We start from the raw sequence: 23,901 nt of genomic DNA on the forward strand, positions 1-23,901 counted from the left end.
GTCGATGGCACGCGCGCTGATGATCCAGGGGGCCGGCTCGGACGTGGGCAAGTCGCTCATCGTCGCCGGTCTCGCGCGCGCCTTCACACGGCGGGCCTTGCGCGTGCTTCCCTTCAAGCCGCAGAACATGTCGAACAACGCGGCCGTCACCGTCGATGGCGGCGAGATCGGCCGCGCGCAGGCGTTGCAGGCGCTCGCCGCCGGCGTCGAGCCGCACACCGACATGAACCCGGTGCTGCTCAAGCCCGAGACTGATGTCGGCGCGCAAATCGTCGTGCATGGCAAACGCATCGCGACGGCGCGGGCGCGCGAATATGCGTCGATGAAGCCACAGCTGATGGGCGCCGTGCTGGAGAGCTTTGAGCGGCTCAAGGGGCGTGCTGATCTGGTGCTGGTCGAAGGCGCCGGCAGTCCGGCCGAGGTGAATTTGCGCAAGGCCGACATCGCCAATATGGGCTTTGCGCGCAAGGCCGATGTGCCGGTCGTGCTGGTCGGCGACATCGACCGCGGTGGCGTCATCGCCCAGCTCGTCGGCATCAAGACGGTGATCGACCCCGACGATGCCGCGATGATCCAGGGTTTTGTCATCAACAAGTTCCGCGGCGACCCCACACTGTTCGATGACGGCTACAGGCTGATCGAACAGAAGACCGCATGGCGCGGCCTCGGCGTGCTGCCCTGGTTCGCCCGTGCGGGCGAACTGCCGGCCGAGGATGCGCTGGGCCTCAGTGACGCGCGCAAGCCCGGCCAGTGCAAGATCGCCTGCCTTGCGCTCTCGCGCATCGCGAACTTCGACGATCTCGATCCGCTCAAGCTCGAGCCTGGCATTGACTTGGTGATGGTACGCCCGGGCGAAGCGATCCCCGGCGATGTCAGGCTCGTCATTATCCCCGGCTCAAAGTCCACCCGCGGCGATCTCGCCTTTTTGCGCGCGCAGGGCTGGGACATCGATCTTTTGGCGCATCATCGCCGCGGCGGCCATGTGCTCGGCCTCTGCGGCGGCTATCAGATGCTGGGCCGCAGCGTTGCCGACCCCGATGGCATTGAAGGCCCCGCAGGCGACACGCCGGGCCTCGGGCTTCTCGATGTTGAGACGGTCATGAGCCCGCAGAAGACGCTGACGCGTGTCGCGGCCGTGCATGCCGCCACGGAGCAGCCGATCAAAGCCTACGAGATCCACATCGGCCGTACCGAGGGGCCCGATCGTGCCCGGCCGTTCGCGAAACTGAACGGCGCGCCGGAAGGCGCGATCTCCAGGGATGGCCGCGTGCAGGGCAGCTATCTGCACGGCCTGTTCACGTCGGATGATTTTCGCAAGGCGTTTTTGGCGAAGCTCGACATCTGCGCCGGAGACGAGCCGTATCAAGCCCGCGTCGAGAGCGCGCTCGACGCCCTCGCCGATCACATCGAAAAACATCTCGATGTCGAGGGGCTACTCGCGCTAGCGCGCTAGGATTTCGGCGAGGCGCGTCCACTCGGCTTCGCTGCCGGGAAGCCCGAGCCGCAGCCATGTCGGCTCTTTCGCGAACACACGCGACCAGATCTGGCCGCCTGCCAGCTTCTCCCGCGCGGCAAGCGCGCCCGGAGTTTCGTAGAGACGAAAGAGCAGCGCACCGCCGATGAGCCGCCAGCCCTGTCCTCGCGCCATCTCGTCGAGGCGAGCACAATCCTGCAAGAGCCGCGCCGATGTCGCCTCGGCCCACGCATCGTCACGCAAGGCGCGGCTGCCGATCGCGATCGCTGCGCCCGACACCGGCCATGGACCTGACGCCGCCGCGAGCTTGCCGATGTCGGCCGCATTGCCGATCGCGAACCCAAGCCGCAGGCCGGCAAGACCATAGAACTTTCCGAACGAGCGCAGGATCAGCAATCCCGACCGATCCGCCTCCGGCGCCAGCGACAGATGCGGAACGGCGTCGACAAAGCTCTCGTCGATGATGAGCCGGCCGACGCGCGGCAGCAACGCCAGCAAATCCTCTGGCGCAAAGCTTCGGCCATCAGGATTATTGGGATTGACCACGATGGCAAGGTCCGCGCCCGCCAGCGCGTCGAGTTGCGCGACCTCCTGGACGTTCCAGCCCGCGGCCGACAGCACGCCGGCATATTCATTGTAGGTCGGCGTGAGGATACACGCGCGGCCGGGCACAGCGAGTTGTGGCAGCAATTGAATGGCGGCCTGCGCGCCGCCCATCGCGACGAGCGGTGCGCTCGTATGGTAGGCATGCCGCGCCGCCTGGTGCAACGTCTCGATCTCGGCCCGCGACGGCAGCGCACTCCACGCACGCGCGCTCACCTCGCCCACGGGATAAGGCAGCCGGTTGATCCCGGTCGACAGATCGATCCAGTCCTCGGCGCGGCCGCCGAACCGCTGCTGGGCCAGATCGAGATTTCCACCGTGCTCGCGCATGTCCCGTTCTTTCACGCGAAGGCGAGGATCGCAAGCAGGCCGGCGAGCAGCAGCATGGCGCGGCGGTAGACATTCAGTCCCTCGCCGATGTCCGCGGGACGCGGATCGCGCGCGCCTTCGTTGAGCCAGGGCTCGTTCGTGACGCTGCCATGGTAGATCCGGGGGCCGCTGAGCCGCACACCGAGCGCACCGGCCATCGCCGCTTCCGGCCAACCGGCGTTGGGAGAACGGTGACGGCGTGCATCCCGTGTCATGCACGCCAGCGCCTCCGATCGCTTGGGAGCCAGCAACACGAACAGAAACCCAGTCAGGCGCGCCGGAATGAAGTTGGCGACATCGTCGATGCGCGCCGCGGCCCAGCCGAAGGCCTCGTGCCGTTCGCTGCGATGACCGATCATGGAATCCAGCGTGTTGATCGCCTTGTAGCCCAAAATGCCGGGCAGGCCGAACAGTGCGCCCCAGAACACCGGCGCGACGATGCCGTCGGAGGCATTTTCCGCAAGACTCTCGATCGCCGCGCGCGCGATACCGGCTTCATCGAGCGCCGCTGGATCGCGACCGACGATGCGCGAGACCGCGTCGCGCGCAGCGGCGATGTCACCGGCCTGCAGCGGCTGCGCGACGGCGGCGACGTGATCATGCAACGAACGCAACGCGACCAGCGGCCAAGCCAGGATGCCCACCAACACGATCTGAATCCAGCTCGAGCGCACCAAGGATTGAAGTACCCAGCCGACCGCGACCGAGAGCGCAATCACCACGAGCGCGCCGGCAATACCCGCAGCGCGGCGGAGCGCCGGCGGGTCGGAATCGCGATTCCAGGCGGCATCGATGGCACCGATCAGCCGGCCCAACCAGGTCACGGGATGGCCGATCCGCGCGAACAGCCATGAAGGCCAGCCCGAAAGGGCATCCACCGCCATCGCCACCACCATCGCACCCGCAAAGCCCAAGCCTGCCTCCTGTCCCGCCCCTGTTGCGCAAAGCGAGCGGCGAGCGCAAGCCCCTGCCCGCCTGATTTCGGCTTTGTCTTTGGCCGCGTTTGGTGGTTAGTCAGGCCCAAGGAGACTTTGATGGCCGTCATCTTAATCACCGGCGGAGCGCGATCGGGCAAGAGCAAGCGTGCGGAAATGCGCACGCGCGCCTTTCCGGGGCAGCCCGTCTATGTCGCGACGGCCGAGGCGCTCGATGCGGAAATGGAGGCGCGCATCGCAAAACATCGCGAGCGGCGCGGAACAGACTGGATCGAGCGCGAGGTGCCGCTCGATCTCGTGCCCGCGCTACTCGCAACCGATGGCAGCGGCGCAAGGCTGGTGGACTGCCTGACGCTGTGGCTCTCCAACCTGATGCATACAGAGCGCGACTGGGAACGTGAAGTGAGAGAACTCGCCGGCGCCCTGCCCCGCCTGAAAAGCCCCGTCGTCTTCGTCACCAACGAGGTCGGCCTCGGCATCGTCCCTGACAATGCGCTGGCGCGCAGCTATCGCGACGCCGCCGGGATCATGAACCAGACCATCGCCGCTGTCGCCGACGAGGTCGAGTTCGTCGTTGCCGGCCTGCCGATGAAACTGAAATGATTCCGCGCGCCGAATTGTTGAAAGACATCATCGCCGATCTCAGGATGGCGGCGTCATTCGTCACGATCCTGCCCGTGGCATCGTCAAAACCCGCGGGCGACGGGGCGGTCGCGCGCGCAACCTGGGCCCTCCCCGTCGCGGGATTGCTGGTCGGCCTTGCCGGCGCCTTGGTCTACAAGCTCGCCACCCGCTTCGGGCTGACACCGAACCTTGCCGCCCTGCTCGCGCTGGCTGCGACCACACTCATCACCGGCGCGCTGCACGAGGACGGGCTTGCCGATACCGCCGACGGGCTCGGCGGCGGCCGCACCCGCGAGCGCAAGCTCGAGATCATGCGCGACAGCCGGATCGGCACCTATGGTGTCTGCGCGCTCATCCTGTCGTTCGGCCTGCGCTGGAGCGCGCTCGCGGCGATCGCCAGTCCCGCGGCCGTCACGCTCGCGCTCTGCGCCGCGCATGCCGCGGCGCGCGCGGGCGTGCCGGCGTTCATGTCGCTGGTCCCGCCGGCGCGGGCGGACGGATTGGCGGCCAGCGCGGGAGTGCCGCCGGGCCGCAGCGTCGCTATCGCCTTCGCGTTTGGAACGCTCGCGCTCGCTCTGGCGTTGGGGCCGGGCAAGGCGCTGGTCGGCCTGATCCTGCTTTCGCTCGCCGGGCTGCTGCTGGCACGGCTTGCGATTCGCCAGATCGGCGGGCAGACCGGCGACATTCTCGGCGCGTTCGAGCAGATCGGCGAAATCCTGATCCTGCTGGTCGCCGCAGCCTTTCAGATCGGACGTTGAGGCGATGGTCGAGTTCGACGACACCTTCCGCCGGCAATTGCACGAGCTGTTCGTGTGGCGCCGCGACGTGCGCCGCTTTTGCAGCGATTCCTTGCCGGACGGCGCCATCGACCGCCTGATCGAGACCGCCTGCCTCTCGCCCTCTGTCGGCCTCAGCCAGCCCTGGCGCTTCGTCATCGTCGACGATACCGCCCGGCGCGGCGCTGTGATCGACGATTTTAGGGCGTGCAACGCCGATGCGCTCGGTGCGTATGCCGGCGAACGCGCCGCGCGCTATGCCACGCTCAAACTGTCGGGGCTCGAACAGGCGCCCGGTCACCTCGCCGTGTTCGCCGACAAGGCCAGCGACATCGGCCACGGCCTCGGCCGCGCCACCATGCCCGAGACGACGGAATATTCCGTGGTCGCCGCGATCACCGCGATGTGGCTCGCCGCGCGCGCCGAAGGCATCGGCCTCGGCTGGGTATCGATCCTGAATCCCGATCGCATACACGCCATTCTCGACGTGCCGGACACGTGGAAATTCATCGCCTATCTCTGCGTCGGCTATCCGGAAGCTGAATGCGACCAGCCCGAGCTCGAGCAGGCGAAATGGGAGCATCGCCGCGGCGCGGGCGAGTTCACGCTGCGGCGCTAAGGCCGCACTCTCCATCGTCATTGCGAGCGTAGCGAAGCAATCCAGAGTCCGTCCGCGGAGGGAATTTGGATTGCTTCGTCGCAAGAGCTCCTCGCAATGACGACGGAGAGAGACAATCTTTCGCTACGACTTGCTCTTGCCGGCCGCCGCCGCCACCGGCGCGGCGCTTTCCTGTTTCTGGAACATCAACAGCGGCCGCAAGATGACGCGGCCATAGGCCTCGTAATGGTTCTGGGTCGAGACGGCCATCCTCAGCGGCGTCGCGTAATTCGCCTCGAACGTCATGAACGGCGCGTAGGTCCAGGAGAAGCCGACGCCGACCGAGGCCATTTCGATGATGCCGGGGAAGGTCGAATACACCGCACCCCAATCGGTGAAGATGTAGGTGTCAAAACCCCTCAGCCATTGCGACCAATTGTAGTGCAACTCGGCGTTGAAATAATAGCCGCTGTCGCCGGACGCCGCGTTGGAGGGATAGCCGCGCACGGTGGTCGGGCCGCCGATCGAGAAAATCTGGTCGCCCGGCAGCAGCTTTTCCTGCGTGTGTTGCCAGCTCGCCAGTGGCCGGTGTTCGATGTCGCCGCGATCAGGCTGGCGGATCCATGGGCATTGATCGATCCCCCCGCCAGCATGCCGGTAGCGGCGATGATGCCGACGGCGCCGGCATCGCTCGGCGCGCCGTCGGTGGTGAGCTGGCTGAACGTCACGTTCTGCCGGGCCTGCAAGGTCATGCTGCCGCCGCTATGGGCCGTATCGAGCGTGATGCTGCTGCCGCTCGAGGTCATCGCGAGCGAGGCTCCGGCGTCGAGCGTGTTCCAGTTCACGAGGCCGCCGCCGGTGATCGCGCCGGAGCCGGTGGCTGCGGTCAGCACCCTGCCGGTGTTGGTCGTGCCGGCGCTCAGCGAGGCCGAGCCATTGGCCGCGACCGAGCCCTGCGTCGCCGTCCCGTTCACCAGGACCGTCTGCGCCAGGACGAACCCGTTGGTCGCCGTCACCGCGATATTGCCGGCGTCGGTGCTGGCGCCCGTTGCGGCCAGACTGTTGAAGGTGATGTTCTGGCCCGCCCGAATGGTCTGCGTGCCTGGCCGCGTAGGCTTACGGTATCGGGCTGCCAAAGGCTGCGAATGAGCATTCATAAACGCAGTTTTTCATCAATTGTGGTTGCTGGCCATTCGGGATATGCACTGCGTCAGGGACAATTTTTGCGAAACATTTCATGATTGAGCGGCCCGCTTCTGCCCGCGCTGTGCCGGCGGTCGCCCGCCGCGATTTCCTTCGCCTCGCCGGCGCAGCTGCCGCGGGCTTCTTCGCGCTCGGCGCAACACCGGATCGCATGCGTATCGTCGCCACGCTGACGGCATTGGCGCTCGACGACGAACTGACGAGGCGCAGCATGACTGAAGCTGCAACCACCCGGCTCGGTGGTCTCATCGCAGGTCTGAGGCAACGCGGCTGGGTCGAAGGGATCAATTACCGCTTCGAGCTCCGCTCGAGCTTCGGCGGACCCGACAAGTTGAAGACGGCGATCCAGGAGCTCATCGATCTCAAGCCCGACGTCATCCTGACCGGCTCGACAGGTGAGACCGCGGCCGTGCTCGCGGCGACCAAGACGATCCCGATCGTGTTCGCCACCTCCAACGATCCCGTCGGCAACGGCTTCGTCGAGAGCCTCGCCCATCCCGGCGGCAACGTCACCGGCTTCACCAGCAGCACGCCCGAGATGGGCGGCAAATGGCTTCAGCTCATCAAGGAGGCCGTGCCCGACATCGCGCGTGTCGGCGTCCTGTTCAATCCGGCGACGACGCCGCGCGCCGGGCGCTACTATCTCGACTCCCTCGAGGCAGAGGCCGTGACATGCGGGGTCGAGGTGGTGCTCGTCCCCGTCGGCAAGGCCGCGGAGATCGAGAGCGCGATCAGCCGCTTTTCCGAGCCGCCCAGGGCCGCGATGATCTCGCTCGTCGACAGCTTCCTGGTGGTGAACCGCCAGGCGATCGTCGCGGCAACTTCAAAATATCGCGTCCCGATGATCTATCCGTTTCACTACTTCGTGGACGCGGGCGGGCTGATGAGCTACGGGCCGACGCTCGAGGTGCGCTCGGCCGACTATGTCGATCTCATCCTGCGCGGCACCAAGGCTGGCGACCTGCCGGTGCAATCGCCGCGCAAATACGAGCTATTGATCAACCGCAGCGTTGCCAACACACTCGGATTGAGGATTCCATTCACGCTGCTGGCGCGTGCCGACGAGATCCGCGAGTGAACGATCAGGTCGACCAGGGACATTTGCGGACGCCTCCCGGCCGGCTGTTCCGCAAATATCTCGTCTCGATCGTCGCCCTCGCCTTCGCCGCGCTCGCCATCAACACCGGATTCGACGTCTGGTTCTCCTATCGCGAGCAGAAGCAGCTGCTCGCGGCGATCCAGCGCGAGCAGGCCGCAAGCGCGGCGATCCAGATCGGCCAGTTCATCGGCCAGATCGAGAACCAGATCAGATGGCTCTCGCGCCTGCCGCCGGAGCTGTCGACCAACGAAGACGATCGCCTCAACGCCATCCGCCTGCTGCGCCTCTCGCCCGCGATCGCGGAGATCGCCGAGCTCGATGCACAGGGCCGCGAGCAGGTGCGCGTGTCGCGTCGCATCGCCGACAGGATCGGCAGCAAGGCCGATCTCTCGACGTCACCCGCCTTCCGCGGCGCCAATGAAAGCCGGGCCTATTACGGGCCCGTCTACTTCTTCGGCGACACCGAGCCGTTCATGACGATCGCCACGCGCGGCACCGGCCGCAACCCCAATGTGGTCGTCGCCGAGGTCAATCTGCGCTTCATCTGGGACCTCGTCGCCGGAATCAGGGTCGGCAATACCGGCAATGCCTATGTGGTCGACCGCGAGGGGGTCTTGATCGCGCATCCCGATCTGTGGCCAGCACTGCAACGCAGTGATCTCTCTCGGCATGCGGATGTGCGCACCGCGCTCGACGGAGTGGGACCGCCCTCGGGGGGCCTCGTCAAGGAGGACCTGTCGGGCCAGCGCGTGCTGTCGACTTATGCGACGGTCCCCTCGCTCGGCTGGCTGGTGTTCGTCGAGCTGCCGCTCAGCGAGGCCTATGCGCCGATCTATGCATCGATCGGGCGATCAACCTTTTTGCTTGTCATCCTGCTCGCCGGTGCGGTGCTGGTCTCTCTCTTCCTCAGCCGGCGCATGACCGTGCCGATCCAGATCCTGACGCAGGGCGCACGCCGGATCGGCAGCGGCGATCTCGGCCTGCGGCTCGCGATCAAGACCGGCGACGAGCTGGAAGCGCTCGGCGACCAGTTCAACCGCATGGCCGCGCATTTGCGCGAATCCTATGCGACGCTGGAGCGCAAGGTGACCGAGCGCACCTCCGAGCTGGAGAAGGCGCGCGATCAGGCCCTTGCCGAGCACGATGCCGCCGAGCGCGCGCGCAGCGCGGCGGTGGCGGCCAACGAGACCAAGTCGCGCTTCCTCGCCGTCGTCAGCCACGAGCTGCGGACGCCGCTGAACGGGGTCATGGGCGTGCTGCAACTGCTCGACGACGGCAGCCTCAGCGAAGCGCAGCGTCGCCAGCTCGCGACCGCGGCCGCATCGGGCGAAACGCTGATCGCGCTGGTCGATGCCATCCTGGAATATGCGCGCCTGGAGGCCAGCACCGAGACGCTGGAGACACGCGATTTTCGTCTGGACCAACTGATCGAAGCCGCGGCCGACCTGATGCGTCCGCAGGCCTTCGGCAAGGGCCTCGCCTTTGACCTCGCCTGCGGGGCCACGGCCGATATCTCGGTACACGGCGATCCCGTCAGGCTTAACCGCATCCTGCTCAACCTGATCGGCAACGCGATCAAGTTCACCCCGCACGGCGGGATCGCTGTCAGCGCAGCCGCCGAGCAGCACGACGATCGTGTGCTGCTGCGCATCACCGTCCGCGATACCGGCATCGGCATCGCCCCCGACATGCACGAGCGGATCTTTGAGGATTTCGTGCAGGCGGACGACAGCATCGCGCGCAGGTTCGGCGGGACCGGCCTCGGCCTTGCGATCGCACGGCGCCTCACGCGCCTGATGCGCGGCGAGCTGACGGTGGCGAGCACGCCGGGCGAAGGCAGCACATTCACGCTCGAAGTGCCGCTCGGCCGCGCCGCGAGCGGCGTCGCGCAAGGTGCAATTCCGCCGCCGTCGCGGCAGCTCAGCGTGCTGCTGGTGGACGACGATCCCGTCAATCGCGAGGTCGGCGAAGCCATCCTGAACCGGCTCGGCCACCACCCTACCCTCGCCGGCAACGGCGCCTCGGCCATCGCGCTTGCCCGCGATCGGGCCTTCGACGTCATCCTGATGGACCTGCACATGCCCGACATGGATGGCGTCGAGGCGGCATCAAAGATCGGCAAGCTGGCCTTGCCGAAGATGCCGCGCATCATCGCCGTGACCGCCGACGTTTCGCGCAGCGCCCGCGAGCGGCTTGCAGGCGCAGGAATCGCCAAGGTGGTCAGCAAGCCGATCCTGATCAATGCGCTGCGCGAGGCGATCGAGGACGATCTCGAGGGCGAGCCGGCAGAAGTGCAGCTCGCCGCGGGCGCATTGATCGACCGGCACTTCCTCGACGACCAGAAGGAGCTGCTGGGCGCGGCGCAAATCGCAAAGCTCCACCATCTGCTGGAAGACACCAGCGCAGGGCTGATCGATGACATCGCCGAGGCCGCAGCAATTGGCGACCGCGCGCGGCTCGCGCGATCCACGCACCAGCTCGGCAGCGCCGCCGGCGCGCTCGGCCTCGTCCACCTGTTCGAGCGCTGCCGCGAGGTCGAGCTGGCAGCACCGTCGATGTCCCCGCCGGAGTGCCAGAGCGCAGCCCGCGATCTCGCCGCGCTTCGGAAGGCCTCGATGAGCGCGCTGGACGACTTGCTCCGGCCCGTGGAGCAAGGGTCAGTCCGCTAGCGCGCCGCCTGCTGGATGGGGTTGCTATCCCATCCAATGTGGGGTGGGCAGATTCTTCTTGCGCAGAAATTCCGGGTTGAACAGCTTGGATTGATAGCGCTGTCCGCCATCGGCGAGGACGGTCACGATGGTCTTGCCGGGGCCGAGGTCGCGCGCAAGTCGCATCGCTCCGACGATGTTGATGGCGCTCGATCCACCGAGCACCAGCCCCTCATGCTCGATCAGATCGAACAGAACGGGCAACGCTTCCTGGTCCGTGATCTGATACGCCGCATCAATTGGCGTGCCTTCCAGGTTCCTGGTCACACGCACTTGCCCTATTCCTTCGGTGATGGAGTCACCTTCGCTCGTCAGCTCCCCCTTTGTGAACCAGTTATAGAGCGCGGCTCCCATGGGGTCGCTGAGCGCAATCCTGACCGCTGGATTGCGCTCCTTGAGGGCGCGCGCAACCCCACCCAAGGTCCCGCCGCTGCCGACGGCACAGGTAAAGCCATCGATCTTTCCGCCCGTCTGTTCCCAAATCTCCGGCCCGGTCGTGCGGTAGTGGCCCTCGCGATTGGCAGTGTTGTCGAACTGGTTGGCCCAGAATGCACCGAGTTCTTCCGCGAGTTGACCCGAATAGCGCGCGTAATGACCGGGATTTGAATAGGGAACGGCGGGGACCAGTCGCAGGTCCGCACCACACAACCGCAACATGTCCTTCTTCTCCTGACTTTGTGTGTCAGGCATCACGATCACGCTGCGATAGCCGCGTGCATTCGCGACGAGCGCGATGCCGATGCCGACATTTCCCGCCGTGCCGTCGACGATGACGCCGCCGGGCTTGAGCCTGCCACTTCGCTCGGCATCGTTGACCATGGCGAGGGCCGCGCGATCCTTGATCGATCCGCCGGGATTGAGAAATTCGGCCTTGCCGTAGATCTCGCAGCCCGTGGCCTCCGACGCCCTTCGCAGCCTGATCAACGGCGTATTGCCGATGGAGTCCAAAAATCCCGTTCGGATAGCGTTCATCACCCCCTCACTTTCGCTCCCCAACCTTAGGCTGCCGAGCGGACAATTTCGTTCTCTAGTTCAGGCGATACGGGCAACAACTTTGGCGTTCAACCGACCGGACCGGCAATTCCATTCCCTGCACTGTGCATCCACCGACGTAGTTTCCGCCGATGATGGGAGCGCGCCGGTCTGGTCAGCGTCGGTGGCATTCCCTAGACTGTCTATATCCGGTGGATCAAAGCGCGAGCAGTTCAGATGGCGATGGAGCAGAGGGGTGCGACAGGTGCGGGATTTGCGACCATTTCGACTGACGGCCGCGTCCTGGATTCCTGGTTTCTTCAGTTGCGCCTGAGTGCGGAGGCAGGCCGAGCGGCGACGGCGCGGTTGACGGAGCAGGAGATCAGGGGATCATTGGGCGAGCCGGCAGGTGGATATGCGCGGCACGACGATATTCGCAACGTCGACATCGTTCCGATCCGTACCGAGATTGGGTCGCTCGCATCCGCGCCCGTTGACGTGCACGACGCGTACCTTCGGCTCCACCTGCTTAGCCATCGGCTTGTCGAGCCCAATCGCCTGAACCTCGAAGGGATTTTCGGCCTGCTGCCGAACGTTGCCTGGACCACTCTCGGTCCGTGCGAAAGCTCTCGTGTGCCGGAAGCGCGCATGGAGGCACGAAAGCGCGGCCTCAATTTCGAGGTGGCCGGCGTGGATAAATTTCCGCGCATGACCGACTATGTGACGCACGCGGACGTGAGAATTGCAGATGCGGATCGCGTGAGGCTTGGAGCCTATTTGGCACCGGGCACGACCGTCATGCATGAAGGCTTTTGCAATTTCAATGCAGGCACGCTTGGTCACTGCATGGTCGAAGGCCGGATCAGTGCCGGAGTGGTCGTGGGGAGCGGCAGCGACATTGGTGGCGGAGCGTCGATCATGGGGACGCTGTCAGGAGGAGGAAAAGAGAGGATTACAGTCGGCGAGCGCTGCCTGATCGGCGCCAACGCCGGCATCGGCATTTCACTGGGCGATGATTGTGTGGTCGAAGCAGGCTGTTATGTCACGGCAGGCGCCCGCATCCTTTTGGAGGATGGTCGAGTGGTGAAAGCCAGAGAGCTCTCGGGTCAGAAGGGCCTTCTTTTTCGTCGGAACTCGCAGAGCGGCGCTCTTGAGGCAACCAGACGCACACCCAATTGGAACGGCCTCAACTCGCAGCTTCACGGCTAAAGCGTGATCCGGACCCGGAGGGCCGCGTTAGTGCAAAGTGCGTAGCGGTTTTCCGAAAAGATCATGCGCAAACAACAAGCCAAAGTGCGATGACGATTCTTCCTGATCTCATCGCGCTTTAGGCGGATCACGCGAAGAATTCGTCGGCGACCATTGTGGCGGGGTTAGCCCGCCTTCTCCTCGCGCCCAAAGCTCGGGAAATTCACTGCGAACTCTAAGGGTATGATCGGATCATCATCCGGAACGCTGAAGTTATAGTTGGCTCCGATGCCTTCCACCCCAAGGGAGCACAGGTGAGCACTCACCCAACGAGCAGTACAGGAGGACTCCGATGTACCGTATTCTGTTTGCTGCGGTCTCCGCAATTTTGATCCTGGTCACGGTCGGATCACTCTCGCCCGCGGTCGCGGCCGCAGATCGCTACTGCCTGCAAGGCCGCCGCTGGGGCCATCCCGGCAACTGCCAGTTCGCGACCCTCCAGCAGTGCAGGGCGGCTGCCTCCGGCACCCATGCGTCCTGCGGGGTCAATCCGCGCCATGCATTCGGACGCTCGCAGCAGGGTAGACAGTGATTGAGCGCCGCGGGCACAGCGGACGAGGCTCTCGCTTGAGTTCGGCTCCTGGCCTTTGGTCGACTTGCGTCAGTTTCGGCTGAGGCACGCGTGCGGCCTGATGATTGAGAAATTCGTCGACCTGGACGAGTCCGTCTGCCTGACTTTCAAGGAATCAAATGGAGGGATGAGAATGTCGGTCCCCTGCAAGCTCGAACGCAGCCTCCTCAGCCACGAAGAATATGAGGCGATCCGCCTCACGCACCATCCCGCCATCTATGACGTCGACATCGCTGAGCTTGAGGCCATGCGACCCCGCTTGCGCAAGATGCGCGACAAGGAACGAACGCTCGGCCGACAAAGGCAGCGAGAGGGGCGCGGAAAGGCCGAGGCTCGCGGAGCCAGCTTTCCGGGAACCGCTGCGCATGCATCAGAACGCAAGCAAGTCTTCGCCGCGGCGTTGAAGCGGTTGAACAACGAGCTTAGGCGTCTTCACAACCTGGCAGCTCGGACCGCGCATGTCGAAGCGGCGCGAAAGGCTCTCGCGCTGCATCGCGCCGCGAACTTCACGACCTATCCCCCAGCCGGAGCTAACGCGAACGAAGGCATGGTGCCGAAGGCAAGCACACGCCGAAGAAAGATCATTGCAGGCGCAAAGATCGGACGAGTGTCGCAGGCGACGAAAGTCGCGCAGGCGGTACGTGACGCGCGAGCTGGATGAGCCCAAGGCATGATTCGGAAAAGTGCGCAGCGGTTTTCCGAAAGATCATGCTCAATGAACAACCTAAAGAGGATGACGATTCATCCGAATCTCATCGCGCTTTAGGCCGACCATCTGATCCGAACGTGGTTTCCGCTTGTGATCCCGTGTCTGACCTTAGCTCAGAGCGCGAGTTCTGCTTTCTGAAGGTGACCGAGCAGGGCAATGCGGGTGGGCCAAGGCAGCCTTTGATCATTGTTGGGCCGGCCGACGGCGCGGACGAACGTAGCCGCGCTTTGAGCCGTCGCTTGCAATAACGCGATGACACGGGACCGATGGGTCGTCATTCGTGCGCATGATGGCACCAACCGCGCGTGCAGCTTTCGGATTGCCGGCTTTGGCAGCGACGGCTTTGAACGTCATGGTGTTCCCCTTTGGGATCTTGCGCACGATGTCGCGGACTTTATCCGAAAACGTTTTCATGGGCCCTCAATGTGCCGCCAGCTTTCTGTATGCCGCGATGGCGCGCTTGAGATCGTCATATTCCTCGCAAGGAAGAAGGAGGCAGAGATTTTCCAATGCAGCCAGATGTTGCTCAGCTCTGGTGGGCTCGCCGAGCACCAGATAAGCCTCGCCAAGATGCTCGTGTGCGCTGCGGTGACGCGGATTTAGCATGAGCGCCTGCTGATAGTGTCCAATAGCCGGCCCGAGTTGGCGAAAGCGTCGATAGGAATAACCGAGGTAGTTCTGGATATCGGCATTGAGCGGGTCACGCAGGGCGGCGCGCGTGAACGATACAATGGCCCCATTCCAGTCCGCAGCGGCAAGCGCCCTCTTGCCCGCCTTGAAATCGGGATCGAGCTCCACCCACTCGGCTTCCGCCGCCACCGGTCCCATGGTGGTGCAGATCGGCCAGGCTTCGGGCGTGACTGCGGTCGTCCCTTTGCCGGTGGACCCGCTGACCAGCTGCATAATCCCCCATTCCGTCCGGTCATTCCCGTAGACGGCGAAATAAGCGACAAGCCCACCGAGCACCGTCGCCGCAGCAATTGCCGGGATCAGCCTTGTCATTCCTACATTGACGGCGCTCTTGGGCATGGTCGGACAGCCGAAGCATCATTGTCGGGAAGTACCCACGGTGTCGTTCCGCAGTTGCGCTTTGGCTTCACGGATTTCCTGCCGCTCCGTATCGGCGTTCCCAGCGAGCTCTATCAGCTTGCTATAATACTCGGTTGACTTCTGACGGTCGCCGGAGCGGTCGGCAGCGCGCGCGGCGCCCCAGAACGCGCGGAAGCGATTGGGAGTTTGCTTGAGTGCGGTCTCATACTCGTTCAGTGCGGCTGTGGGCTGTCCTGTCTCCAGGAGCAATTCCGCCAACAGTTCGCGCAACGGAAAGAGGCGGTTCTCCATGGCCACGTGTTTGACACTGCCGTCTTCGCTGTCGGCGGCTGCCCTCATCAACTTGAGGGCCCGATCGTGGTCGCCTTCCTTCAGTGCCACCCACGCGGAAACCGCAAGCATCTGCTCTTCGGTGCGTTCGGCCCAGTAGGATTGGTCAGCACCCTGCAGCATCGTGCGCAACACTTTCATCTCCTCGATCTCTTTATTGGCGCCGGCGATATCGCCGACACGCGCCATGCCGAGACCGCGCGTGAAGCGGATCAACGAATCCGCCATGGGATATTTGGTCGGCGTCATCGCCAGGTTGGCAGCGCCGGCCCAGTCGGCACGCTCCAAGACATAGCGCGCCGGCATGGCGGCCTTGGCAGTGAAATTGACGAAGTTGATCGGTCGGTCGCCGCGATCGGCGGTGGCCAGCGACTTTTTGATCATCGCGTCGGCTTTGGCGTCTTGCGCGAGCTGCAGATGCGCATACACCGTGAAGTCCGATGCGTGATAGTAGTCGGGCTGAATCTCGAGCGCTAAGGCGTTTGAGGCGATGGATTCCTCCCAGAGCCCGACCATGGAATAGATGTGAGACGGCATGTGCCGCGCATGCGGCACCGCCGGAGCGATGCCGGCGTAGCGACGCGCTGATGCAATACCCTTTTCGGCAAGCGGAGCGAAATCGTAGGCGTGAATGAGGTAATGCGTCACACCCGGATGTTGAGGGTTCTCTTCGAACAAGCTTTCCAGAAGTGCCGCGGATTTCAGCTGGTTGGTGTATGAGAGGTCGTTCTTCTTCGCGGAAGCTTGCAGCGTGAGAGCGTAGTACGCCTTCGCCTCGTAGTCGTCAGGATAGGTCTGCACCATGCGCTCCATCGCAGCATTGTAGGCCGTCAGACGGGCATCAACGGGAACCTTATTGTAGTCGCGAAAATAGGCGCTCAGCGCCTCGATCCAGTCCCGCTCACGTTGAGTCTTCGCCCCGACCGACCGTGCCTTTTCAAGTGCATCCCAGGCTGCTTGTGCCTCGGCATTTGATGGCGTGGTCGCAAGCGTGTTGCCAAGGAGGTCCATCGCCACACCCCAATATGCCATGGCGCAGCCGGGATCTTGTTGCAGTATCGCTTCGAATTTCCGGCGGGCGATCAGGAACCAATATGAATGCAGCATGGCGACGCCGCGGTCGAATTCGGCTTGCACACCGGGATCGCAGGAGGTGGGGAATGTCACCTTACCGAGCTGTTGGTCTTGCTGACCAATTGCACCGCTCGTGATGGCAGCACCTAGCAGGGCTGTCGCAAAAGATATCCTTATCGAGTGAGTCCTCATCTAACTCTCCTCTCCAGAATGCACGCGGTGACGCGCGTGACCTGCCGCGTGCAAAGTTGCGACAAAGACCAAGCCCAGGGAGGCGTATTGCTGAATTGGTTGAACTCGATCGGAGCTTACTACACGCGCCACCTCCTTAATAGGACAGCGAAATTTCCGTTATTGGCCCGAAGCTGTCCCCGCTGAGCGCCGAGCAAGGGTCCGCTTTCAAGGCGAGAACGGACGATTGTTGCCGTCGCCAGGGTTGTCCGCCTTTGACCCCATTGCAGACTTCGCGGACCGCAGTCAGCAAGTCCAATAATCGTTAACTCAAGCCCCCTTATGAGCCGCCTATCCACTTCCTCATATGAAGCCTAGACACGATTGAGCAAGCTGCAATCTTAAGCTTAATATGCGTCCGCTTGCCCGTTTCGAACGTTGCAGGTGGGAGATAGCTGATGGGTGACGAGACAGCTGAACCGGCAAGAAAACCGCTGTTTGGGCCACTGGCGGCGTTACTAAAAAAGGACAGGCCTGTTTCTAACTGGGCCCAAATAGCCTCGGCGTGCTTCGCTGGCGCAAGTTTTGCCCTCGCACTTGGCGCGCTTGGTGCAGTCCTTTATCAGGTTACGTTGATAAAAAATAACGCCGCTATAGCGTCGGCTCGACAGGTCTTCATGGAGTATTCCAAAGCGGGAATTAAGTATCCGATGTTTGCGGACCCAGATTACAAAAAACTAAAAGCTGGAGATGCGACAGAGTTTGCTCGCTATAAGCTCTTTGTGACTCTCATGCTCTGGGCATACGACGAGATGCTGCTCGTATATGATGATCCAGAGTGGAGAAGGAGCTTCGAGAATGACATTGATGGTCACCGTGAGTATATCTGCGCGGAGACTAAGCCAGGTGATTTTTTGGCTCTATCGAGACAGATGCGAAAGCGATTGACTGAAGTACGCTCGCAGTGTCGCCCCTAAGGAAAACTGCCTTCAGCTTCCATCACTTTTACAGGGCTTTGGAGTGACGAGACAAACTTTGGGTGTCTCGCGATTTGTAAGGTGTGCTGGCGGCGATTGCTTGGTTTATTTCGGCCCGTATAAAAGCACCGAACTTCCAAGGCCTCGCCACCCTTCGTTGATAACGGCTCAGGCACCGCCCCTGTAAACCGTTATCTGAAGGATTTTGGATGACGAAAAGAAATAGACAGTGGCGGGCGCGTATAGATGATCCCATTCCCGAACAGCATCGCCCGGGACCGGCCTTCCAGCGATGGAGCGAAAGCTGGCAAGGTCGGCCCTCATTTCCGGTACTGGGCCCTTTGCCGTCATCGAGCAATGTCCGGCTCAGGTCGGCGGTATGGAGAAAAGCCGACGTTGGTACCGTCCGTGCTAAAGCCACGTCAGTGTGGGACGCAGACCTGCATGTGGCCGGTCGTGGTGTCGGGCTACTTGCGGCTCAGGCGCTGGCCTCTCTCGTGGAGGCGTGTACGCGTGATGCGTTGCCGCGCGGGCGCGTTTGGCGCGGCTTCGCGTGCCCATTGCTGGCACATCTTCAGCCCGATCTATTGAACCCTATGACCGATGATCACCGAAAAGGCTCCAATGGCGCCGCCAACGATAATTTTTATCAAGTCCATGAATACCGGAATAGCAGCGCTTAGCTGCGGAGTCGCGGTCGGTGCGTAAACTGAAAAGATGACGGTAAAGACGTAGAGGGCGAGTATCGGCAATAAGATACCCAGATACAGTCCAATAACTCTTTTAATGGGCACGCGCGGCCTCCCATTGCAATTGCAACCTTTGCTGGTAGGCTAGCTCAGCTTGATATTTCGCGCCAGCCTGCGGGAGCGCCAAGCCATGACCCGTTTTGCCACCGGAATCATCGAAATATTCTTCAGCACGCTTATGATTTCCGCCGCGCTCGCGGAGCCGACGGAGGAGCAGGGGCTTCGCCGCTCGTATGCTGCCCGCGATCTCTGCGTTGGGCCGATTGCCAGGTTTGCCAACACCCCTGATCCTGAATCAGCCGTGAGCTACGACCAGGGCAAATTCAAGATCATAAGGTCGAAGGAAGGCATAACCGTGCTGGAAGATAACGTCCAGATCGCGCAATTTCCCAAGTTCGACTACAGCAAATACACTGAGTGCCTGGAGAAATTTAAATAGCCGTGAAATTGCTCCGCCTTTTTGTCATCGGCTCGGCACTTATCGCGAGTGCAGAAGCGGGGGCCCAGAGTTCTTCCTCTGACGAACGACGCGCCCTCATTGCGAGAGACGTATGCGTTGGACCGCTCGCCAGGTTTGCGAACGCGGATAGCGGAAATATTTCCTTTCAGGATGGACGATTCAGAGTTGAGCGAGCAGGCTCCTCCGTCACTGTTTTTGAGAACTCGCTTCGAGTTACCGAGCTGCCCGGATTCACCTTTACTTCCTACGATAATTGCGTTGAACGCTTCCTCTCGGGTGCGGAGAGAACGCGTAAGGCGGAGGACTCGAAGCGGCAGAACGATGCATTCCTTGCAGGCTATGAACTCGGTGAAATCCTCAGCGTCGGAATCTGCCTCCGTTCGGCAGCGATGGGAGGATTCTATTTCGGAGACAGCCAGAGTGGTAACATTCCTTACCAGGAGGAGCAGCTACGAAAGCTTCTCCTGTCGACAGGCAAGAGCATCGCTCGAAGAATGCGACGGCTCAATAATCAGGCGCCCCAATTGGATCTGGAAGGCGGTCTCAGTTTCTATCATTTTGTGCGCGATAGGCCCGTCCCTTATTTCGAAGTGCGTGACGCGCAAGACTATGCTGACCAGCTCACCGACGCTGCCTCCGCTTCGGCTGACGATGAGGATCACGTAAAGCTTGGCCTGATTGTGGGACGAATGAATAAGACGTTTCAGTTCTCAGGCGGTATTTCGGCGTTATATCAGGCGCTTCGGGGAGGCTTCGACGCTCGTTCAGCGAGAGCAGATCAGTTTTTGCCGCCCACATTGGACTGCTTGGCAAATACGTATTCGCAAGATGCTCCCAGGCTGAGGCAGGCCCTCGCCGCGGTTGGAATTCAAAACGTTAAGCCTCCTCCCTTGATGATTGCTACGAGCCAAGAGGTCGTGGAGCGCTTCAATAACGATGTGACCGGCGTTGTAAGGCAATACATTGCACAGCGCCGCTAGCGCGGGATGAAGGCCTGCATTGACTGTTGTATGGTGAAGGTTTCGGCTTTTTCAATCTTCTCGGGCAGAAGGCTTGGGGGAGGCTATGCGATTCTTGAAGAGTGTACACAGACATATCTCCGCATTCATTTCGCATAGCGCAGCAAATAATGACGAAGCTCAGCGTTATGGGAAAGTTCTGAAGGATGGAGGCTTCTCCGTCTTTCAATATGGCGACGGTCTACGTCCCGGCGATCCGATAGGAAGCGTGTTGCGGGAGAAGATCTCGAAGTGCCATTTCTTCATGTTGGTAATCAGCGAACATTCGCTAAATTCGCAGTGGGTTCAGCGCGAGCTTGGCCTTGCCCTGTCGTTGCAGAAGGAGCGCCACAACTACAGGCCTATCATTATTCCGATTTATGCGAAGGAGGCGACTTGGCGAAGAACCGGCGAGCGACCAAAGCAGTTTCCGGTGCTGGACTTCGAGTCCGGCAAGATGGTTGGTCAGTTCGATTTGACCGTGCGAGGATGGGACAAATATTCAAGCCCTTCGGCTGACTCCGATAAGAACTTGATTTCGTTTCTCAAACCGAACTTCATCGTTTCAAGGTCGGATTTCGACAGCTCCGCAGCCTTCTTTGATACGGGCGTGTTCAAGCTGTACAAGGACCTGTTTCCACCAGTCGAGCGTGATGACGAGCAAGACATCATGCGTTGGGTGCTGACCGGAGATGTTGGCCAGAAGCGAACCTTTGTTATCTCAGAAGGAAATGAGATTTCCTACACACTCGATTCTCGCTATTTTATCCTAAAACTGGCCGGTAGCGCGATTGGGCTCGGATTCTTCACATATGACTATGCCCATGACCTGATCTACGGAAACTACATCGGCGTCCAGGAGTGCTGGCGTGGCGGCGACATCGCGCGGGCTTTTTTCTTGGAGATCATGAAATTTCTCGAAGAGCTGTTTCCGCAATATCAAGGCATGGTTTTCGAGGTCGAGAAATTCGACCACCGGCGGGTAGAGCAGATCATTGCGGGCCTGGAGAAGTCTAGACCAAGACCAGACCACATTAAGGATCCGAAGGATCTCAATGAAATCCGCAGATTTCTGCGAGTCACCTGGTATCACAGCTTGAATTGTTTCTTCTTCTTCGACCAACTCGCCAAGGAGCCGTTGTTGTGCAGGTCTCCATGCATCGATCCGTCATTGTCACGCGAGGAATGGTCGAGGGAAGAAGAGGACTACTGGATCATGTGGTACCGGCCGATGCACTCACGTGTGAACTTTTCCAATGCGAAGGAGCTTTGGTCCAAGGCCGTCAAGAGCATCTATATCGAGATCCTCGCGAAGTCCCTCTGCGATTCCTCTCCGCAATGCGCTCAGCAATATTGGGATTACGTCAACGCCATCACGCATAAAACGTTGAAGGATGTCGAACTCAACGATGTCTGCTTCAGCAAGTTCCTGGATCGCCACAGTAGCCCGCTTCTCGCGCGATGGATGGCGCTCGAAATCGACGTCCCGATTTAGCGCGATTGGCGGGCTTCCTTCAAAGTCGTGGTTTGGTTGTCCAATGAAACCCATCGTGCGCCGCGGCGCGGCGGGTTCGTTACTCCCTGTCTAGGCGCTCGCGGATTTCGTAGAGGCGTTCCCTGGTTATCCTTCCGCCGCGCGTGTAGCGTAGGAGTTGCGTTGAGAGTGTTAGGGGCGGCGGATCAAAGCCGGTCGGCCTTACCGAATGGCCGAAAGACATCCGTCGGTTACAGCCGACTTTTGCAACAAAATCGGCCCAGAGGCGAAGTCGCCGCACGCCCCGTTTTTCGTCGCTGCTCGAGGTGAAGCGGACACCGGCAAGCCCTGCGTTTGACATGAGTCCACATGGCCAGCCTCAGCGCGTCGGCCCGCCTCCTCCTCGCGGCCAAAACGCTCCACGAGAAAATCGATGAACAGCCGGACCTTCACCGACAAATGCCGTGTCGGCGGATAGACCGCGTAGAGTCCAAGCGGCGGCGCTGAATAGTCGTCCAGCACCGTGCGCAGCTCACCCTTCTTCAACGCATCGGCGGCGATGAATTCGGGCAGCAGCGCGAGCCCCCTGCCCTTGATCGCGACGTCGCGCACCAGCTCGGCAGCGCCGCCGGCGCGCTCGGCCTCGTCCGCCAGTTCGAGCGCTGTCGCGAGGTCAAGCTGGCGGCCGGCTCGATGTCGCCGTCGGAATGCCCGAGCGCCGCGCGCGAGCTCGCCGCGCTCCAGAAGGCCTCGATGAGCGCGCCGGACAGGTTGCTTCAGCCCGACGAGCAGCGTACGGACACTCCCTGAACTTCAAGACGATAGGAGTCGCCGGTGCGCGCAAAATGTCTCGCCATTCTTCTCATGCTGCTCGCACCTGCCGCGCGCGCCGAAACGGAGTCCTTCCCGTCCAGCTTCAAGACCAAAACCATCCCGGCCAACGGCACGCAGATTCATGTGCGCGTCGGCGGCCAGGGTCCCGCCGTGATCCTGATCCATGGCTTCGGCGACACCGGCGACATGTGGACGAAGCTTGGCGCGGACCTTGCGCGCGATCACACCGTCGTGGTGCCTGATCTGCGCGGCATGGGCCTCTCGGACAAACCCGACAAGGGCTACGACAAATGGAGCCAGGCGGCCGACATGCGCGGCGTCCTGCAGTCGCTCGGCATCGACAAGGCCGTCGTCATCGGACATGACATCGGCACCATGGTGGCCTACGCCTATGCCGCGCGCTATCGCGACCTCACCGAGAAGCTCGTCGTCATGGATGCGCCGGTGCCCGGCGTGCCGCCGTGGGACGAGGTCGTTCGCAGCCCGCTTCTGTGGCACTTCGACTTTGGCGGCCCCGACATGGAGCGGCTGGTCAAGGGCCGCGAGCGCATCTATCTCGACCGCTTCTGGAATGAATTCGCCGGCACGCCCTCGAAGATCACCGAGGCCACGCGCCGTCATTACGCGGAGCTCTATGCGCGGCCAGGCGCGATGCGCGCTGCATTCGCCCAATTCAGGGCGATCCGCACCGACGCCGAGGACAACAAGAAGGCGATCGCGACCAAATTGACCATTCCCGTGCTTGCTGTCGGAGGTGCAAAATCGTTCGGAGCGATGGAAGCCGTCGTAATGCGGAACGCGGCGACCGATGTCACGGAGGTCGTCATTCCCGATGCCGGTCACTGGCTGATGGAAGAACAGCCGGTGGCGACGGTGAAGGCGGTGCGCGAGTTTCTCGACGGCAAAAAGTAGATCGGCGCGACAAGCCGATCATTTCGATCGGCTTGTCGCCTCCTCCTCGCGGCCAAACCGCTCGACCAGGAAATCGATGAACAACCGCACCTTCACCGAGAGGTGCCGCGTCGGCGGATAGACCGCGTAGAGCGCAAGCGGCGGCGCAAAATAGTCGTCCAGCACCATCCGCAGCTCGCCCGTCTTCAACGCATCCGCAGCGATGAACTCGGGAAGCAGCGCGAGCCCCCTACCCTTGATCGCGACATCGCGAAGCACCTCCGCATTGTTGACGCAGAGCGACCAGGCCGGCTGGATCCAGTGGTCGCCATCGCGGCCGGTGAGCTTCCACTGATTGCCTGTCAGCAGGAAGCCGTAGGTAAGCGAGGCGTGCTCGCGCAGATCCTGCGGATGCCTGGGCGTGCCGTGACGCGCGAGATAATCCGGCGAGGCGCAGATCATGCGAGCCACCGGCATGATTTTTCGCGCGATCAAGCTCGAAGATTCCAGTTCGGCAATCCGCAACGTGACGTCAAAGCCGTCCTGGACAGGGTCGAGCAGATCGTCGCTGAGCACGATCTGGAGCTGAAGCTCGCCATGGCGCGCCATGAATTCGGCGAGCACGGGACCCAGCCGCATCGTCCCGAACGACATCGGCGCGTTGACGCGCAACAGGCCGCGCGGCGCCGACTGGGCCTGCGTCACTGCCTGATCGGCGGCCTCGATCTCCGAGAGGATCACGACCGCCCGCTCGAAATAGCGCTGGCCGTTCTCGGTCGGGCTCGCATGCCGCGTGGTCCGGTTCAAGAGCTGGACGCCGAGGCTCTCCTCGAGGTCGGCGATGTATTTGCTGATCGCCGAACGCGACAGCCTGAGCTGCCGGCCCGCTTCGGCGAAGCTGCCGCTCTCGACCACCTTCACGAAGGCCCGGAGGCTGGCGACCTTATCCAAGGGCCGGCTCCGGCGATTGTTTCCAAATCGTAGACATAGCCGTCATATTTGCA

At 62.2% G+C, this 23,901-nt stretch carries 24 protein-coding genes and 1 pseudogene; 15 read left to right on the forward strand and 10 right to left on the reverse strand.

Annotated elements, in window-relative coordinates:
• Positions 1-4 precede the first annotated feature (4 nt).
• Positions 5-1,453, forward strand: a complete 1,449-nt coding sequence (locus QA642_RS32660; protein ID WP_283080555.1) for a cobyric acid synthase — start codon at positions 5-7, stop codon at positions 1,451-1,453.
• On the opposite strand, the gene cobD is transcribed toward QA642_RS32660, so the two are convergent.
• Both cobD and cbiB read right to left on the reverse strand, forming a co-directional pair.
• Positions 1,442-2,407: a threonine-phosphate decarboxylase CobD gene (cobD, locus tag QA642_RS32665; RefSeq protein ID WP_283080556.1), complete on the reverse strand. Its 966-nt coding sequence runs from the start codon at positions 2,405-2,407 to the stop codon at positions 1,442-1,444. The two genes, QA642_RS32660 and cobD, sit on opposite strands and share 12 nt — an antisense overlap.
• Positions 2,408-2,418: 11 nt before the next feature.
• Positions 2,419-3,360: an adenosylcobinamide-phosphate synthase CbiB gene (gene cbiB / locus QA642_RS32670; protein ID WP_283080557.1), complete on the reverse strand. Its 942-nt coding sequence runs from the start codon at positions 3,358-3,360 to the stop codon at positions 2,419-2,421.
• 120 nt (positions 3,361-3,480) lie between these two features.
• Between cbiB and cobU the strand changes: the two genes are divergently transcribed.
• From cobU to bluB, 3 genes are read left to right on the forward strand one after another with little or no spacing between them, the layout of a single operon-like run.
• Complete coding sequence (gene cobU / locus QA642_RS32675; protein ID WP_283080558.1) at positions 3,481-3,984, forward strand: bifunctional adenosylcobinamide kinase/adenosylcobinamide-phosphate guanylyltransferase; 504 nt, start codon at positions 3,481-3,483, stop codon at positions 3,982-3,984.
• Positions 3,981-4,763, forward strand: coding sequence for an adenosylcobinamide-GDP ribazoletransferase (gene cobS / locus QA642_RS32680; protein WP_283080559.1), 783 nt, complete (start codon positions 3,981-3,983; stop codon positions 4,761-4,763). The genes cobU and cobS overlap by 4 nt, the downstream gene beginning before the upstream one ends.
• 4 nt (positions 4,764-4,767) lie before the next feature.
• A complete protein-coding gene (gene bluB / locus QA642_RS32685) occupies positions 4,768-5,400 on the forward strand; it encodes a 5,6-dimethylbenzimidazole synthase (protein WP_283080560.1) in 633 nt (210 codons plus the stop codon).
• A gap of 123 nt (positions 5,401-5,523) precedes the next feature.
• On the opposite strand, the gene QA642_RS32690 is transcribed toward bluB, so the two are convergent.
• Positions 5,524-6,018, reverse strand: coding sequence for a ShlB/FhaC/HecB family hemolysin secretion/activation protein (locus QA642_RS32690; RefSeq protein WP_349253883.1), 495 nt, complete (start codon positions 6,016-6,018; stop codon positions 5,524-5,526).
• Here QA642_RS32690 and QA642_RS32695 point away from each other — a divergent pair.
• The 3 genes from QA642_RS32695 (at position 6,010) to QA642_RS32705 (ending at position 10,350) form a co-directional block, all read left to right on the forward strand.
• Entirely contained in the window at positions 6,010-6,528 is a 519-nt protein-coding gene (locus tag QA642_RS32695) for a hypothetical protein (protein ID WP_283080561.1), read from the forward strand. The genes QA642_RS32690 and QA642_RS32695 overlap by 9 nt on opposite strands.
• 88 nt (positions 6,529-6,616) lie before the next feature.
• Complete coding sequence (locus QA642_RS32700) at positions 6,617-7,660, forward strand: ABC transporter substrate-binding protein (protein ID WP_283080562.1); 1,044 nt, start codon at positions 6,617-6,619, stop codon at positions 7,658-7,660.
• A complete protein-coding gene (locus QA642_RS32705; protein WP_283080563.1) occupies positions 7,657-10,350 on the forward strand; it encodes a hybrid sensor histidine kinase/response regulator in 2,694 nt (897 codons plus the stop codon). Before QA642_RS32700 ends, QA642_RS32705 begins: the two co-directional genes overlap by 4 nt.
• Positions 10,351-10,374: 24 nt before the next feature.
• On the opposite strand, the gene QA642_RS32710 is transcribed toward QA642_RS32705, so the two are convergent.
• Positions 10,375-11,361 (reverse strand): cysteine synthase A, encoded by a 987-nt coding sequence (locus QA642_RS32710; protein ID WP_283080564.1) that lies wholly within the window; start codon positions 11,359-11,361, stop codon positions 10,375-10,377.
• Positions 11,362-11,598: 237 nt separating this feature from the next.
• Between QA642_RS32710 and dapD the strand changes: the two genes are divergently transcribed.
• The 3 genes from dapD (at position 11,599) to QA642_RS32725 (ending at position 13,841) form a co-directional block, all read left to right on the forward strand.
• Positions 11,599-12,570: a 2,3,4,5-tetrahydropyridine-2,6-dicarboxylate N-succinyltransferase gene (dapD, locus tag QA642_RS32715; RefSeq protein WP_283080565.1), complete on the forward strand. Its 972-nt coding sequence runs from the start codon at positions 11,599-11,601 to the stop codon at positions 12,568-12,570.
• Between the two features lie 331 nt (positions 12,571-12,901).
• Positions 12,902-13,141 (forward strand): DUF3551 domain-containing protein, encoded by a 240-nt coding sequence (locus QA642_RS32720; RefSeq protein WP_283080566.1) that lies wholly within the window; start codon positions 12,902-12,904, stop codon positions 13,139-13,141.
• A 172-nt stretch (positions 13,142-13,313) separates the two neighbouring features.
• The gene (locus QA642_RS32725; RefSeq protein ID WP_283087022.1) at positions 13,314-13,841 is read left to right on the forward strand and encodes a hypothetical protein; all 528 of its coding nucleotides are present in this window, start codon (positions 13,314-13,316) and stop codon (positions 13,839-13,841) included.
• Between the two features lie 231 nt (positions 13,842-14,072).
• On the opposite strand, the gene QA642_RS32730 is transcribed toward QA642_RS32725, so the two are convergent.
• Genes QA642_RS32730 through QA642_RS32740 form a run of 3 tightly spaced genes read right to left on the reverse strand, consistent with a single transcriptional unit; the run spans position 14,073 to position 16,535 of the window.
• Positions 14,073-14,303 carry an MGMT family protein gene (locus tag QA642_RS32730; protein WP_283080567.1) on the reverse strand — a complete coding sequence of 77 codons (231 nt, stop codon included), beginning with the start codon at positions 14,301-14,303 and terminating at the stop codon, positions 14,073-14,075.
• A gap of 6 nt (positions 14,304-14,309) precedes the next feature.
• A complete protein-coding gene (locus QA642_RS32735) occupies positions 14,310-14,918 on the reverse strand; it encodes a tetratricopeptide repeat protein (protein ID WP_283080568.1) in 609 nt (202 codons plus the stop codon).
• A gap of 18 nt (positions 14,919-14,936) precedes the next feature.
• Complete coding sequence (locus QA642_RS32740; RefSeq protein ID WP_283080569.1) at positions 14,937-16,535, reverse strand: tetratricopeptide repeat protein; 1,599 nt, start codon at positions 16,533-16,535, stop codon at positions 14,937-14,939.
• 437 nt (positions 16,536-16,972) lie between these two features.
• Here QA642_RS32740 and QA642_RS32745 point away from each other — a divergent pair, with 437 nt between their 5' ends.
• A complete protein-coding gene (locus tag QA642_RS32745) occupies positions 16,973-17,491 on the forward strand; it encodes a hypothetical protein (protein ID WP_283080570.1) in 519 nt (172 codons plus the stop codon).
• A gap of 584 nt (positions 17,492-18,075) precedes the next feature.
• On the opposite strand, the gene QA642_RS32750 is transcribed toward QA642_RS32745, so the two are convergent.
• Positions 18,076-18,285, reverse strand: coding sequence for a hypothetical protein (locus QA642_RS32750; protein ID WP_283080571.1), 210 nt, complete (start codon positions 18,283-18,285; stop codon positions 18,076-18,078).
• 85 nt (positions 18,286-18,370) lie between these two features.
• Between QA642_RS32750 and QA642_RS32755 the strand changes: the two genes are divergently transcribed.
• The 3 genes from QA642_RS32755 (at position 18,371) to QA642_RS32765 (ending at position 21,193) form a co-directional block, all read left to right on the forward strand.
• Entirely contained in the window at positions 18,371-18,679 is a 309-nt protein-coding gene (locus QA642_RS32755) for a hypothetical protein (protein ID WP_283080572.1), read from the forward strand.
• A 2-nt stretch (positions 18,680-18,681) separates the two neighbouring features.
• Complete coding sequence (locus QA642_RS32760) at positions 18,682-19,680, forward strand: hypothetical protein (RefSeq protein ID WP_283080573.1); 999 nt, start codon at positions 18,682-18,684, stop codon at positions 19,678-19,680.
• A gap of 94 nt (positions 19,681-19,774) precedes the next feature.
• A complete protein-coding gene (locus QA642_RS32765; RefSeq protein ID WP_283080574.1) occupies positions 19,775-21,193 on the forward strand; it encodes a toll/interleukin-1 receptor domain-containing protein in 1,419 nt (472 codons plus the stop codon).
• A gap of 369 nt (positions 21,194-21,562) precedes the next feature.
• On the opposite strand, the pseudogene QA642_RS32770 reads toward QA642_RS32765, so the two are convergent.
• A pseudogene (locus QA642_RS32770) lies at positions 21,563-21,793 on the reverse strand (LysR substrate-binding domain-containing protein); the annotation flags it as partial.
• A 243-nt stretch (positions 21,794-22,036) separates the two neighbouring features.
• Between QA642_RS32770 and QA642_RS32775 the strand changes: the two are divergent.
• Positions 22,037-22,918: an alpha/beta hydrolase gene (locus QA642_RS32775; RefSeq protein WP_283087023.1), complete on the forward strand. Its 882-nt coding sequence runs from the start codon at positions 22,037-22,039 to the stop codon at positions 22,916-22,918.
• A gap of 18 nt (positions 22,919-22,936) precedes the next feature.
• On the opposite strand, the gene QA642_RS32780 is transcribed toward QA642_RS32775, so the two are convergent.
• Positions 22,937-23,848, reverse strand: a complete 912-nt coding sequence (locus QA642_RS32780) for a LysR family transcriptional regulator (protein ID WP_283080575.1) — start codon at positions 23,846-23,848, stop codon at positions 22,937-22,939.
• Between the last annotated feature and the right edge of the window lie 53 nt (positions 23,849-23,901).

Source organism: Bradyrhizobium sp. CB2312, from assembly GCF_029714425.1.
Lineage (GTDB): Bacteria > Pseudomonadota > Alphaproteobacteria > Rhizobiales > Xanthobacteraceae > Bradyrhizobium.